This is a genomic window from Runella sp., from assembly GCF_965279615.1.
Taxonomy (GTDB): Bacteria; Bacteroidota; Bacteroidia; order Cytophagales; family Spirosomataceae; genus Runella.
Window position 1 is genome coordinate 4,796,630 of sequence record NZ_OZ257252.1, and the last position, 15,254, is coordinate 4,811,883.

A 15,254-nucleotide genomic window follows, 5' to 3' on the forward strand; every position below is an offset into this window, starting at 1 on the left:
TTCACAACCCGACACTACTATTTCAGATATTCTAAAATTTGTTTCAAGCATTAAACCTTAGCATCATAAATTCAAAAATTACTCGATTTTGATACTGTCAGCAGGATTTATCAGGGCGGCTTGAATTGCTTGATAGCTGACCGTCAGGAAGGAAATGAAAAGGATGATCAGTGCAGTATAACCAAAAATATGCCACGAGATTTGGATGCGATAGGCGAAATCCTGCAACCATTTGTCCATGAAATAGTAGGCAATCGGTGAAGCAATGATCACGGAAATAAAACACAACTTTAAGAAATTCCGAGATAACAATGCGACAATATTCGTGACTGAAGCGCCCAGTACTTTTCGAATGCCGATCTCTTTAGTGCGTTGTTGGATTGCCAGATGCGTTAACCCAAACAAACCCATTCCGCACAGCAAAATGGAAAGAAGGGTGGCAAAGCCTACAATTTTCTGCCAGCGTTGTTCTTGAATATAATCTCGGTTATTAAGTTCATCCAGAAAATTATAGGTATACACGGCATTTGGAAGGGCTTTTCGATAGATTCGTTCAAAGGCTTTGATACCTTCCTGCTGCCGGTTTTTGTCAATTTTAAGCCAAATGCCACCGTGATACACACCGTTTAAGGTCATAACCAAAGGAGAGATTCGATTGCGAAGTGAACCGAAATGAAAATCCTTGACAACACCCACGATTCGGGCCGGCGACTTTATAAAAAAGTCTTCCGTTTTGACCAACGTCCCAATGGGGTTTACTAAAGCGGCCGCTTTCACAAAGGCGTCATTGACAATAACTTCCTGACTGCCGGAGAGATTTCCTCCTTCTTTTAGATGAATGCCCAAAACAGACAAATAATTTTGGTCAATATTTTGGTAAGCGCTTTTCACAATGCGTTGATTCACTTTGGTTTTGTAATTGCCGCCCCGTTCCTCGCCAAATGAAACCTGCACAATGGAGGGTTCTTTGGCTACTTCGTCTCTAATGAATTCGGCAATGGGTTTGGTCTCGCGGTTGCCGCTGATGTACGAACGAATGACTTGATACGGGTTGTAGCCCAAATCTTTAGTGCGGATGTAGTTCATTTGTTTGTAAAAAACGATGGAAGCAATGAGCAAAATGGCCGCGAGTGCGAATTGAATAACAACTAAGCTTTGCCCCAAAAAACCGCCTCCGGAAAGCTTTTGTTTACTGTATAAAACTTCTGCGGCTTTGAAGTGGGAAAGGATATAGGCAGGGTATAAGCCGGCTAGTAAAATGTTGGTCAATAATACGATGATAAAAGACAAAACAAGTTTCCACTCAAAGATTTCTCCAATGGCAATTTGCTTATTAGCCAATTCATTGAACATTGGCAACACAATCAAAAGAAGCAAAAAAGCTAAAACAAAGGCGGCTACGCATAAAATGGCTGATTCGCCCAAAAATTGGATGATAATTTGGCTTTGACGACTGCCGGTTACTTTGCGAATTCCCACTTCTTTGGCGCGTTTGAGCGAACTTGCAATGCTGATGTTGACGAAATTGATACTTGCCATCAACAAAATAAATAGCGCAATGCCCAGAAAAATAGACGAATAAAGAGGGTTGCTGTAATGAATGGCCCCGCCTTCGCCGCCCGTATGCAGCGGATTCAAATGAATGTCTGTGATAGGCTGCAAGCCATACCTCGTTTCAGGATCGTAGCCATTGTCTTTGATTTGTTCCTGCGCATTGCGGGCATGGACTTGGTTGAATTTTTTAATCACCAATGACGTATCTGCTTTAGAGTTCAAGACCACAAAAGTGCCGAGGTACGTATTTAACCAATTTGTATCCTCAAAACTCAACTGCATAAAGCTAAAAGGATGTAGCACATCAAACTGAATGGAGGAGTTTTTAGGAGGATTTTCGACAACGCCCGAAATCACCAGTGGCTTGCCCAAACGATTGGCAGACGGATCGGCTTCCATGTGTAAGATTTTGCCGACAACATTGGTAGAATTGAAAAACCTGAGTGCAGTTTCTTCTGTAATGACCACCGAACCCACATCTTTCAGTACAGTTTTGGGGTTGCCGTGAATCAACTTAAAACTGAAGACATTAAAGAAGTTGTCATCCACAAAAAGCAGTTGGAGTTTGAAGGCTTTTTGGTCAGTGCGAATGTCACCAAAAATGGCTCCTCCCATTACTCGTACATACTCTTCCATTTCGGGTATTGCCGCTTTGAAAGCAGGGCCCTGCACTTGGCCCGTCCCTCCTGACGTTTGAGGGTCTTGTCCTTTGTCGGCAATCAAGGTAGTGGTAACTCGGTGTAAATGAGGGCTTTTTTGGTGAAATGTATCGAAATTATGCTCACTCCGAATATATAAAATAGCCAACAAAACACAGGTAAGGCCAAATGCCGGACCTAGGATATTAATGCCCGAATACAGCCGATTTTGCCAAAGATGGCGCAACGCGATTTTGAAGTAATTACGCAGCATAAAGTGAAATAATGGACAAGATTCAATGTTCAGGATTAATATCCCATTGGCTTTTTGATTTTTAACTCCGCAAAAACTTTGTCAAAGGGTTGTGTATCAAAATGATGTTCTTTAAAGTAGATCAGGTCGTTCTGCATCTGATTTTCCCAACTATTACCGGGAGCAATGGTATCTTTTAGATGTGCTTTGTAAATAGCGATGGCGTTTTTATACTCCTTGTTGAATAAATAGACATGCGCCATATTCATCAGCATAGTATAATCCTTCGGATATAGTTGCAGGCCTCGCTTGAAGTAAGAAATAGCCTCCGTGTATCTTTTATTTTCAAACAAATACCAGCCAATGTCTCCAAACACATTGCTTTCCAATTTGAGTGTATCAAGATTTGTGACTTTTATAGCCTTGGGATATTCTTTGCCATTTACAGTACGGGTATAACCCATACTATTTCCCTTGGTATCTTTTATAAATTCTTTGACTGCCGAGAATTCTGTATTAAAAAAACGGGTAGGTGTGGTAAAATGCATTTTTACATCTAGGTTATCAGCATGGAAATAGTAGTCATTCTCTTTTTTTGCTACGGCAGCCCATGAATTTTCATACACGTAAATGCCTTCGTAGGTTTTTAATACATCGTTTGAAATAGTTATTGCGGGGCTGTTTTTTCTTTGCGGTTCGCGGTAAAAATTCTTCCAGTTGTATGCTTTGGCAACACTGTTGATTATTTCAGATAAAAGCTGCCCATCTTCGCTGTTTAAAAAAACGACCAAGCCGTAGCCCTCATCCAGACTTGCATAAAAGAATCCGCAAAAGCCATCATTGCCTGCTGAATGTTGAAAATACTTGGCTCCGCTTAGATCGTCAATAAAAGTACCCATGCCCGTAGGACCATTGTGATAAGGCGTTAAATGCAGTTTTACCATTTCGGGGTTCAATACTTTAGAGGGTTTGCCCTTATGAGCCAATTGCATATCAATAACATAATTGCAAAGGTCACTTGGTGTCATCCACAAACCTGCCGCAGCCTGCTCCGGATACGCATGGAATTTATTTAAGACCGGTAAACCGTCGCGGTAGTAGCCGGAGGCGGCTAAACGCTGCTTTTGTTTGGTAAGTGGCTGTGCGTAAGTACTGTTTACCATGCCTATTGGCTTTAAAACGTTCTCGTACATCCAGGTATCGTACGATTGTTTGGTCACATCCGTAAGCAGCACTTGCGAAATAGTCGTGCCTCCCCCTGAGTACTGATATTTTAAGTCGGGTTCAAACACACTGCGTACAGCAGGGGTAACGGCGGGTGATTTGCCTTCCAATACCTCTAATACCATGGGAAGTTGCGCCTTGATATTGTGGCCCGGGAACCCATGAACCGATAAACCTGCATTGTGGCTAAGTAGTTGAGCCAAAGTGATTTTTTTGCCTTTTGAAAGCGAATCGTACGGAAATTTCCAAGAGGTTAAATAGGTATTGACGTCTGCATAGAGATCCACTTTTTTATCCTGTGCTAATTTTAAAATACCAACCGCGTTCAATGTTTTACTGATGGAGCCCGGTTCAAATAAGGTTTCGGTGGTCACCGGTCTTTTTTCTGCTTCATCGGCCCAGCCATATCCTTTGGCCCATGCAATTTTGTAATCGTGAATGACCGCTATGCTGATACCTTTTACCTTGTATTTTGCCATGCGTTCGATGATAGTACTTGGCCGTTCATCATTGAGAATGACATTCCCGGTAATAGTATTCTCAACTTCTTTTATTTTCTCCAGCGTCTCCGGAGAATAATTTGCCTGGGAAAAAGCGGTTGTGATAAATAGTAAAAAGGCAACGAATAGAATGGAGGTTTTCATAATGTCATTAGGTCGTGAATGAGTTTTGAAGTAAAAATCAGCAATGAGTTGTCCTAAACGCCATTGAAACAATGGTGGGTAAGTATACTGTAAAATAAAAGAAGTGAGTTAGGCGTCGTTAGAATGACTGACTTCCAGTCGATAGCCAACGCCATGAACGGCGGCAATTTTTAAGGAAGAATCTTCCTGAAGCAACTTGCGTAGACGCGAAACAAAAACATCAATGCTGCGGCCAACGGTGACCCCTTCATCTTCCCAAACGGATTTAAGAATAAAATCACGTTCTAAGACTTGGTTTTGGTGCTTGATGAATAAATGCAGCAATTTGGCTTCGCGAAAGGTGAGATTATGTTGTGTATTGGCAGTGTACAATAGTTGGTTATCTAAATCCATGCTTGATTCACCAAATTGAAGTCGTGTAGATTTTTCAACTGGGTGTTCCTCAGATGTTTCGATAAGCGGAGCAGGAGCCGCTTTTCTACGCGAAAGTACCACATACGAAACGCCGATTAAGGCAAGACCCAACCCCAATGTCCACCAAACCGGGTTGGATTTGGGGCTATTTTCAGGTGCAGAAAACGTAACTTTTATATTGTAACAACCCATGACCTGATCACGCCCCGTACAGGCAACTTCCTTGCTTTTAGAATAATCCAGAAAATTGTATCCCAATTGCAATTGGTTTGTTTTGCAGTCCATTACCGCTACATCGTAATTGTTTTTGATGCCGTGAAGGTCCAACGATTCCTGTAACAAAGAAGGTAACTGACTGTAATCGAATGATTTACTTAATTGAAGAACGTAGGTGCCGTCATCCATTTTCTTAACCGCAGGAATACGGGAAGTGGAATCTCCGCTGACGAGCAACAAACGATGTCCTGTGCGACGGAGCGCAAGGTTCGCTTTTTCTTCAAAGCGCTGCGGAGTGATCGTATCAGTGGAAGGAGTGATCCAGGCAAACTGCCCAAACAGCATGCTGATCACTAAAAATGAAGCCACGATTGTCAATTTACCTGCCATGATTTCCATAGTTCTGTATCAAATTTAGCAGAAATAACTCAATGGTTGGACTTTGCTACTGAGTTATTTCTGTGGGTTTATATTCTAAATCGTTTTAAGTAACCTCACCTAAATCCTCCGCACCGGCACCCCGGCCTTGTAGGGAAGACTTTTAATTTGGTATTTAATGGAGGTGTTAAATCTGTCCTCCATATTATTTCTTTTTGAACAACAATTCCATCTTAATCGGGACAGCATTGGAAATCAGATCATTTTTAAGGTTACCAAAATCAAAAGCACCCTGCGATTTATAGGTAATTCCCCACAGGGTACGTATCAATGTATGATCGGCTTTTACAGAAATTGCCTCTTTATTTTGGTTGATAAGCGCCGTAAAAACAATACGGTTGCTTATGCCTTTCATCAATAAATCGCCTGTTACCGCATATTTATTGGGTAGCGTAGTAGGGGCAATTTTAACAATGGTAAAAGTGGCAGTAGGGAACTTTTTGACATCAAAAAAATCATTCGATTTAAGGTGTTCTTCTATATTTTTTCGTCCTCTCTCATCGTCTTCATCCGTGTTTTTGATGGAATTCATGTCAATGATGAAACTGCCGCCGGTTATTGTGCCATTGGCAGATTGGGTCAAATTTCCTGATGTAAAATGCAATGTGCCTTCGTGGCCATTGTTTCCAACAATATGAGTTCCTTTCCAAAAAATGGTGCTTTCTTTGGCAGATAAATCCGCTTTTCCCTGCGAATAGGCAGACAAAGGGATAAGCAATGTAAAAATCAATAGTTTTTTCATTTTTAAATCTGTCTCCTGTTGTTCATACTACCAAGGTCCATTCTTTCTAACTTGATAAAAGCGTTTTCCATCAAAGCGATAGAGCCCTTGCCCCGTACCCCACCACATATTTCCTGACCTGTCTTGAAACATACTTTGAACACAACAATTAATTCCGTCTGCTACTGAAAACACGGTAAATGCTTTTGGATTTGGTAAGGGAATGGAAGGGTCAAATCTCGTGGTGTTGCCTCGGGCGGTAATCCAAATGATACCCGACTGTTCTATAATGATTCCCCAAAATTCAGTTCCGCCTAATCCATCTTTGGCGGTGTATTCAGTGAACGTTTTACCGTCATACTTACAAATGCCGTTTTTCATGGTGAACCACATATTTCCGGCTTTATCCTGTGCTATGCCTCCCGCATAGTTCTCTCCCAATCCTTCCTTTTCATTGAAATTTACAATCGTTTTTCCATCATAGCGAAAGACCCCTTTATTCGAAGAAGCAAACCAAATATTTCCGGTTTTGTCTTCCATGATGCCGGCAACATTGATTGGAGGAAGTTCTTGAAATAATGAAAAAGGTTGATCGCCATTACTATCGGCAGCCGGGTCATATCGGTAAACGCCGCCATGGGTACCTACCCAAACAGTACCCGATTTGTCAACAAGGATGCTTTTGCGACTTATATCCGGATGGTTCAGGCCATCTTTTTGATTATAATTCCGAAAGGTTTTTCCGACTGCCCGTCTGGGGTCATATTTATACACCCCTTGGTCAGTCCCAAACCACAGATTACCCTCTTTATCTTCATTAATGGCAAAAACAGAGTTGTTGATAAAACCATCCGAATTGGAAAAGTAGGTCAACGTTTTTTCATCATACCTCACTACGCCTTCGCCTAAGGAACCAAACCATAAATTCCCTTTCGAATCCTGAAAAATACTTCGGAAGTATTGACTGACTAAGGTAGTGTCAAAATCGGGAGCAAAACCAACCGCCTTAAAGTTTCGGATTACTTTTGGGCTTGGTTTGGACGTATTAGCCGTCTCCTTCGGCTGCCCATTGCAGGAATTTATTACTAACCCCGCTAAAAGCAGCATGTAAATTGGATGGCGAAACTTATATTTTGTCATTTTTCTCTGTTTTTGTTGTAAAAAAATGTTCGTAAAAAGCTGTAATTTAGTCTGAAAATGAGGTAAAGGTTTTTCCAACTGCCCGTCCGGGAGCGTAACGGCATAAGCCGGTATTTCTGGTACCTACCCAAATGTTACCGGCAATATCTTCCACAATGCAAAATACTCCGTTGTGGCACAAACCATCTTTTCTTGTAAACCGAGTAAATGCTTTTTCATCTGCCCGTCCGGGATCGTAAATCCATAGTCCACCATCCTCATTGAGTTCACCACTGCCTAACTCTGTTCCGAACCAAAGATTTCCCGCTTTATCTTTAAAAGCTGATGTAACGGAACTGTTCTCAATCCCTCCATTTTTTGTAAAATTGATAAACTTCTCTCCGTCAAAACGACATACTCCGTTGTGTCTGGTTACGATCAATAAATCTCCATTTTTATCCTCCAATATGGAGCGAATCCACCCTTCTCCATAAGGTTTGTATTGGGTTATTGATTTGCCACCTGCCCGTTTGGGATCATAACGGCAAATACCCTCATTGGCAAGCACCCAAGAGCCAAACCAAATAGCTCCCGATTTATCTTCAAAAATGCATTGCGTCCATTTGAGATGAACATTGTTTGGATTTAGGATACTTTTATCATCTAAAAAACGGGTAAAGGATTTTCCATCATAACAATAAATGCCGTCAGTCGTACCTAACCAAACCGTTCCATTTCTATCCTGCATCATACTCCATAGTTCATTTTTCCCGGATGCAGAATTAGTAATAGAAGCAGTAGTCAGAAAATGGCTGCCTATAGAGCCGGGAATTGATAGTGTTGTAAATTTTTTTCCATCGTACCGGTTTATTTTTGATTTTGAGCCGAACCAAATGTCTCCGGCTTTGTCCTCAAAAATTAGAAAAATAAGATTGTCACATAAACCATCCTTTTTGGTGAATTGTGTAAATTCTTTTCCATCATATCGATAAACACCTTCTTTGGAAGTTCCAAACCAAAGATTCCCAGCCCTGTCTCGTAAACTACAACCTACCTGCTGATATTCGTCTGAGCCTTGGGTTTTGGTCAGCTTTGTATTTTTACTTGTAAATGATAGTTGTTCAACGGCAGCTTCATTTGATGGTGCTTGTTGGGGTTGTCCGTTGCAGGATGTGAAAAAGATAAACACTAACAACAACCTATAATTAGGTATGTATTTCAAAAACCTAAAAACTCTTGTAACGGAATATAATATCATGATTCTGATATAGTTAGAGTCTTTTATGGATTCAGATGCTTATTTTTTTGCTACGATTTTCATATGGATTTCAATGTCGTCCGAAACAGCTTGATCCGCTAAATTATCGTAATACTTTCCTGAGTTATAACGGATACCCCATTGTGTTCGATCAATGACCAGCTTGCCATTGGCCTTGACAATCCCGTCTTTAACTTCAATTTTGGCCGGAAAAGTAACCGGGTTTGTAATACCTTTAATGGTTAGGTTTCCTGTAACTTTTATATTTCCACCAACAGCATACTCAACCTCAGTAATGGAAAATGTAGAAATGGGGAACTTTTCAACATCAAAATAATCAGGCGATTTTAAGTGTTTAATTGGGGTGTTTTTATTCTCCTTGTCTCCATATTCAATTGTATTCATGTCGATTTCAGCTGTACCACCCAAAAGTTGATCTTTTTCGATCAACAATTCACCTTTTGAGATATAGACGTACCCTACATGTTCCTCCTCAGAAGCTAATACCATAGAACCTTCCCATGTTAAAACACTTTCCTTCGTATCTATCATCATGTATTTATCATTTCCAACATGTAAGGATATGGAGCTTGCCGATGCATTATTTTTATTTTCCTCTTTTGCAGACCCACCACAACCGAGGAAGAAAGAAGCATTAATTAAAATTAAGTAAGCGGTTGATAGCTTGTTGTTCATAGTGAAGAAATTGTATTGATTAATGCCGCATAAGAGACTGTGCCTGAGACCTCCCGGCCTATTTAAGCAAAACTCTTTTTTTATTTTAGCTCAAAGGTATTCGGTATACTAAAGGGAAGAAGCAAGCCGGAACCCCATTCCGCCGTAGCCTAACTGGAAGGGGTTGCGATAGGCTACGCGGCTTCTATCGGGTGTGCTGTTCCGGTTACCACCGCGGAAAACACGATGCGGCCCTGTTGCAGGACCCTTCGGATCATTTCTCGGACTTTTATCATAATAGTTTTCATCATACCAATCGTTGCACCATTCAAATACATTGCCCGACATATCATATAATCCCAATTCATTGGCCTCTTTTTGTCCAACAGGATGAGTATTTGATCCGCTGTTGGCATAAGTCCAGGCTACCGCATTGACATCATTACTACCCGCATATTCAAATTTCCTGCTCTTTGTACCGCCTCTTGCAGCATACTCCCATTCTGCTTCTGTAGGCAGGCGATAGTTCTTACCGGATAGGGTATTCAGCTTTTTTATAAATGTCTGTATATCATCCCAGCCTACCGCTGTTACCGGGCAATCCATACAGTCTTTACGACCGGAAGGATTGCTGCCCATAACGTTTTGCCATTGTGCCAGCGTAGTTTCATACTTAGCTATTTTAAAACTGCTTAACGTAACATTATGTATTGGCTTTTCATTATCATTTTCATTGCCACCCATAGCAAACCTGCCTCCCTGTACCGTTACCATATCCGGCTCATTGATATTTCCAACCGCGGTTGCGTTTTCTGTTATCTTCGAGTTGCCTTGGATACCTGCAGTCGTTATAAGCAGAACTGCTGTTAAAATGTATTTCAGCACCGGATTTTTTGGCGGCGTTTCCGGAACCTCCGGTTCATAGATATTTCTTTTATTTTTCATAGCCTATCTGAATTGATGCAGCAAATCTACTTTGCTATTTTTCAGCTTGAGGAAGTTGGATTGTGAATAAAAACTTCGCCTTGGTTCGTGTCTTCACGAACCGAGGCGTAAGAGTTTTTCAACATCCTTTATTTGGTATTACATAGATCACGTTGCCCGAAACAGATACATTGAAGCCAAAATTCTCTGTAGCAGGAAGTACTAATTGTTGCCATGTTTTGCCCCTATCAGATGACCGGAATATACCATCTGAGCGGCCACATAGTAGATAGTTACCCATTTGTTTGATGGATAATATCTCCGATGAGGATTTAAGTAAGCCTACTTTTTTCATTAATAAACTACTCCGGGAAGGCTGAAGGTCTTCACCTATGGTATTCCAGGTTTTTCCACTATCCATTGAAATATGTAGGGTGTTTGTTTGGGTTATTATGTTGTTTACTATAGCAGCAAATCCTCCATCAATACGTTCCACAGCGACGCCAAGCCCTCCTTCACTGAGCACGCGATTCCAAGTTTGACCATCATCGGTCGATCTTACTATTCCCTCTTTGCTGGTAGACAGAAGTACACCGTTTGACTCTATCAATTTCATTCTGGCGTCTCCAACTTGGGCCGGTTTCCAGGTTTTTCCACTGTTAGTGGATCTGAAAAGAACGTTGTTGGAACCAATGAAAACTGTGCCTCCGGCTGTTTCAAAAACGTTGTGTACTATTTTCTCATTATAATTCCTGGTCATCCAATCTGTCGTTGTGTCTATGCGTATGGCTTGCTCCTGAAAAGTCGTGTACATGGGCGACCAATCACTCGTTCCGTTTATTTTTTGTAAAAATTGGCCCCTGAAATCATAGGCGAATATCCCATTCTTGCCGGGGGCAATGTTACGTTGATTCCCGGGAACGATCTCCTTTGTCCAAAAAGAAGTTGTGGAATTTGGTTCATTGTGATAAACTCCATTTCCGGCACGTAAATAGAACCCATGGTCATTTGCAAAGAAACCATCTCTCGACACACCTTCTCTCTGCAATTTTTCAGGCAGCCCTTTGCTAATGTCCTGCCAGGTTTGTCCGCCATCAATAGATTTAAAAATGATGTTGGCAATCTCCCCTGATTTGCCCTCTTTTATTGGTTTCTTTTTTGCTTCCTTTTCTTTTAGCACAAAAGAATTTAGTAGAAATAATACCAGGAGGGTAGCCGGAACAAATACAACTAATTTTTTCATTTTTTTTAATTTAAAGTAAAACCTTAGTAATTAGTTAGTAGCGGAAAGTAGCAGGTATGGCAACACACATTATTTCTGACCGGCTGCACTTTTAAAATCCTCGAACGTTTTTACGTTATACTCCGGATATGATTCGCTGCATTCACTAAATAAATCAATCCCGGACGCAACGAACAGATTTTGCTTGAGAAACAGAGCTATCGAAACGGAACGCTTTTGTTTTAAGTGGTTTTTCCCCGGGGCCACCATAACTGAAGTTCCATCCCCAGACTTTACCCTCCTCACCCGAGGGTGTGGATGTCCACCAGAAACCCATAACACTCAGGACGTCATAACCATTATTTCTGCGAATACCTGCCGGAAGCCCGTTAAACCCGCTGCTGTTAGTGCCGTTGCCGTCTTCCGCCCAGCCACTGACGCTTTTCAGGGCTTCGCCGGCTTTGTCGGTTCCGCCAAATTTAGTCACCAGCATAGACCATTCGCTATCCGTTGCTAAATGCCAACCGCTGGGGCAGGCTTTTTTCGCTGCTTCCCAGGTGTAAAGCAAGCCGAGCTCTTTTCGATTGCTCTCTTTGTCATCATAAGCGTAGCTCCCCTGCACTTTATAGTTCAGGTTTTGGGCCATCCAGGTAACCGTGGTGTCAGTCAAAGCATTTTTAAAGCTGAACGTTTTATACGTTTGCCCATCGCGTGAGTCGGTAAAGGTGCCGGTGGATTGGGTAATTCCTGCCTGAGTAAAAAACAAGGTAACAAGTAGAGTAAGGATGTGCTGTTTTATCATATTTGGTAAGGAGCAATAATTAAAATCAAGTAAGTGATTGATAGCTTGTTGTTCATACTACAGAAATAATATTGATTAATAATAATTCAATGTTGGTTACTTAAGCATGCGGTGAGAAAAGCAGAATAGAACATCTGCAAGTACAAGTGAGTGACACAACGATGCTAAATAGAATTCCGGCGCTGTTCCCCAAAAAATATTCTTAGTTAAACGGCACTGAATAATTGCCAAATGATTTTAAAATCAGCAAAACACATTATTTCTGCTCCTCTTTACTTTTAAAGTCTGTGGTTTTTAGTTAATATTTTCGTTCAAAAGAGTTGCCGGTGAAACGATACACACCATTGGGACCTCCGCCAAACCACAATTCACCTGTTTTGCTTTTGTAAATAATCCAAACAAAATCACCATCAAGACCATCTTTTTTGGTAAAGTTTTTAATAGTATGACCGTCATACCGCCACACACCTGATTCTACGGTTCCAAACCAAATATTACCCAAACTGTCCTCACCTATTGAAAAAACTCTGTCCAGGGAATTACCTTTAGTGTCTTCTTTTCTTAATTGATGTTGTTTTGTAAACCGGATGAATTCTTTTCCATCATATTTCAATACACCGATACCCCCAATTGGACTGCCTCCGGAATTATTTCCTATCCATAGATTACCTTTGCTGTCTTCCATTATGGATCGAATATGCAAAGATTCGGTTGTGCCATTTAATCCTAATGAGTCATCATTGAACACTTTAAATTGCTTACCATCATACCCAATCAATGCATTATAAGTACCAAACCAAACAGATCCATTTTTACTTTTTACAAAAGGTGTTGAAATTGAATAGGCATTTTCCTGCCCTACTTTTGATTTTATTGGGAAGCTGCGGTAATAGAGGTTTTTTCCGTCATATTGATACACACCCGGACCACCTTCAAGTTTATTGTAACCGGCAGTTTCATCACCTTTAAACCAAAGGGCACTGTCAGGTAACTTCCACTTGTTTTTTGAATCATAATTTCTTTCATTGTAAACAGTCATTTCTTTACCATCGTATCTACTTAATCCAATCCCACATTCAAACCAGATTATGCCATTTTTATCTTCATAAATGCTCCTCACCTGGTTGTTACTTAATCCGTTTTCTGTTGTGAAATAGTGGAGCTCCCCATTATGAAGCAAACACACACCTTCGTTATGACTGCCAAACCAACTATTTCCTTTGCTATCCTCTAAAATTGAACGAACTCCTTTGGTGTATTTCAACCGTGTGCTGTCAATTTTAGAATGAACTGTCTTATTTTCCTTAGTCGATTGATTTTGACTATTGCAAGCAATTGTTACAGCTATCAAAAATGTCCAACAAAGGATAAAAATGGTTTGATTAGCTAATTTCACTTTCATTGTAAGGGTATCTTTTAGTATGACGCACAACAGAGATTATATTGATTAATACTAATTGACAAATGATTTTAAACTCAGCAGCACACATTATTTCTGCCCCTCTTTACTTTTAAAGTATGTGAAGGCCTTTCCATCATAACGGTACACTCCGCTTCCGGTGCCAACCCAAATACTTCCATCAAAATCTTCTAAAATTCCAAAATAAAGGTTATATTCTCCATCTGACACGATAGTTACAGTGGGGGTTTTATTAGACAAGGACTTTCCATCATAACGTAAAAGTTCACAACTTCTACCCACAACAGAACTAGTCCAGATGTTTCCTTTTTTATCTTCAAGTATTGATAAAGCACCTTTCTCCGATAACTTAGTAAATGTACTGCCTTCATAACGCCACAGACCGTCATCTGCTCCAAGCCATATATTGCCTTTTTTATCTTCGAATATTGACCAAACATTCTTAAAAGCCTTGCCTTCATTATTTCTGAAAATGGTAAATGTTTTTCCATCAAATGTGAAGGCATCTCCCCTTGTGCCAATCCATAATTTTCCGGTTTTGTCTTCAATGATAGTATTAACGCCATTAGGTTGTCTATTGGGAAAAGTTTTCCCTATCCAATCTTCATTTATGGCATTCCCATCTATGATATAATTTCGAAAGGATTTCCCATCGTAACGGCTTGCTCCTCCGGAAACACCGAACCAGATGTTGCCTTTTTTATCTTCATAAATACTTGTAACTTCATTATTAAGAAGTCCCTTCTCAGTTGTGAAATTTTGAAACGAATTTCCATCGTAGTAATACACCCCTGAACCTATAGTACCGAACCAAAAATTTCCTTTTCTATCTTCTAAGACAGAAAAGAAGCGGGCCGAAGTCACTTTATTTGTTATATTGGTAAAAGATTTACCATCGTATCGAATAATACCCTCCCATGAAGCCATCCAAATATTGCCCTTTCTATCTTGTATGATTTTGCGAACGATATTGCCGGGAGCATTAGAGATTATTACATCTCTGGTTTCCGGCTTGGTAGTGCCTGTTGATAGTTCAGTTTTATTTTGTGCGTTACAAAAACTGCAAAAAACAACCATCAGGAACAAAGCATATACGTGTGCGTATTTCATCATTTATTTATTCAGCAGCCGCCTTTGCGAGGTACACGTTTAAAAATTACCTTACCATCTCGCTCTACATATTCGCCCGATACTATTGGATAGGCATACTTGGGCGCGTGCGATACGCTATGGCTTTTTATAATTATGTTGTCGTTAACTTTCAGGCTGTGCAATTGCTCAAGTTGAGACGTTTCCGGCTCAAATTTTACAATATAATCGTCATCATTAATCCTGACCATCACTCCGAAACCTAATTTTGAGCCCGGCGGAAGAGAAAGAGAGGTGACAACAGCCTCCATATTGGTAAAATCACTTAGATGCTTCCTTATTTTAGCTTCACCGGCATACACTTTTTTGCCTGCAGGAGACGCTTCCCATTTTTTGAACATTATACCATCAGGAGTAGCCTCCCATTTTTTCAATGCGGCGTTCCTTTCAGCAGCAGAGAGCGGAACGCCGCCCGACGGAACGCCGCCCGACGGAACGCCGCCCGACGGAACGCCGCCCGACGGCTTTGAGGTTGATTTTTTAGAAGTTTCATTTTTGATTTCGCGATTAGCAAATACCGGTCCGCTTACCACAACCAGCGATAAGATCAGCGCATAAATAACTTTTTTCATATTTTTTGAAT

Annotated in this window: 13 protein-coding genes; all 13 read right to left on the reverse strand. The window is 40.7% G+C overall.

The window, feature by feature from the left end; translation table 11 throughout:
* Positions 1-78 precede the first annotated feature (78 nt).
* The 13 genes from ACQY73_RS20530 to ACQY73_RS20590 all read right to left on the reverse strand — a co-directional run bounded on the left by ACQY73_RS20530 (position 79) and on the right by ACQY73_RS20590 (position 15,243).
* The gene (locus ACQY73_RS20530) at positions 79-2,466 is read right to left on the reverse strand and encodes an ABC transporter permease (RefSeq protein ID WP_428654378.1); all 2,388 of its coding nucleotides are present in this window, start codon (positions 2,464-2,466) and stop codon (positions 79-81) included.
* A 35-nt stretch (positions 2,467-2,501) separates the two neighbouring features.
* Complete coding sequence (locus ACQY73_RS20535) at positions 2,502-4,313, reverse strand: serine hydrolase (protein WP_428654380.1); 1,812 nt, start codon at positions 4,311-4,313, stop codon at positions 2,502-2,504.
* 108 nt (positions 4,314-4,421) lie between these two features.
* On the reverse strand, positions 4,422-5,342 hold the full coding sequence (locus ACQY73_RS20540) for a winged helix-turn-helix domain-containing protein (protein ID WP_428654382.1): 921 nt from the start codon (positions 5,340-5,342) through the stop codon (positions 4,422-4,424).
* Positions 5,343-5,526: 184 nt separating this feature from the next.
* The gene (locus tag ACQY73_RS20545; protein ID WP_428654385.1) at positions 5,527-6,123 is read right to left on the reverse strand and encodes a YceI family protein; all 597 of its coding nucleotides are present in this window, start codon (positions 6,121-6,123) and stop codon (positions 5,527-5,529) included.
* Between the two features lie 27 nt (positions 6,124-6,150).
* The gene (locus tag ACQY73_RS20550) at positions 6,151-7,242 is read right to left on the reverse strand and encodes a ligand-binding sensor domain-containing protein (RefSeq protein ID WP_428654387.1); all 1,092 of its coding nucleotides are present in this window, start codon (positions 7,240-7,242) and stop codon (positions 6,151-6,153) included.
* Positions 7,243-7,288: 46 nt separating this feature from the next.
* Positions 7,289-8,410 (reverse strand): ligand-binding sensor domain-containing protein, encoded by a 1,122-nt coding sequence (locus tag ACQY73_RS20555; RefSeq protein WP_428654389.1) that lies wholly within the window; start codon positions 8,408-8,410, stop codon positions 7,289-7,291.
* Between the two features lie 108 nt (positions 8,411-8,518).
* Positions 8,519-9,175: a YceI family protein gene (locus ACQY73_RS20560; RefSeq protein ID WP_428654391.1), complete on the reverse strand. Its 657-nt coding sequence runs from the start codon at positions 9,173-9,175 to the stop codon at positions 8,519-8,521.
* A gap of 108 nt (positions 9,176-9,283) precedes the next feature.
* A complete protein-coding gene (locus ACQY73_RS20565; RefSeq protein ID WP_428654394.1) occupies positions 9,284-10,099 on the reverse strand; it encodes a formylglycine-generating enzyme family protein in 816 nt (271 codons plus the stop codon).
* Positions 10,100-10,217: 118 nt separating this feature from the next.
* Positions 10,218-11,321, reverse strand: a complete 1,104-nt coding sequence (locus ACQY73_RS20570) for an exo-alpha-sialidase (protein WP_428654396.1) — start codon at positions 11,319-11,321, stop codon at positions 10,218-10,220.
* A 154-nt stretch (positions 11,322-11,475) separates the two neighbouring features.
* Complete coding sequence (locus ACQY73_RS20575; RefSeq protein ID WP_428654398.1) at positions 11,476-12,102, reverse strand: FISUMP domain-containing protein; 627 nt, start codon at positions 12,100-12,102, stop codon at positions 11,476-11,478.
* A gap of 298 nt (positions 12,103-12,400) precedes the next feature.
* Complete coding sequence (locus ACQY73_RS20580; RefSeq protein WP_428654400.1) at positions 12,401-13,504, reverse strand: ligand-binding sensor domain-containing protein; 1,104 nt, start codon at positions 13,502-13,504, stop codon at positions 12,401-12,403.
* Between the two features lie 87 nt (positions 13,505-13,591).
* On the reverse strand, positions 13,592-14,635 hold the full coding sequence (locus ACQY73_RS20585) for a ligand-binding sensor domain-containing protein (protein ID WP_428654402.1): 1,044 nt from the start codon (positions 14,633-14,635) through the stop codon (positions 13,592-13,594).
* An 8-nt stretch (positions 14,636-14,643) separates the two neighbouring features.
* Positions 14,644-15,243, reverse strand: coding sequence for a hypothetical protein (locus ACQY73_RS20590; RefSeq protein WP_428654404.1), 600 nt, complete (start codon positions 15,241-15,243; stop codon positions 14,644-14,646).
* Positions 15,244-15,254: the final 11 nt, after the last annotated feature.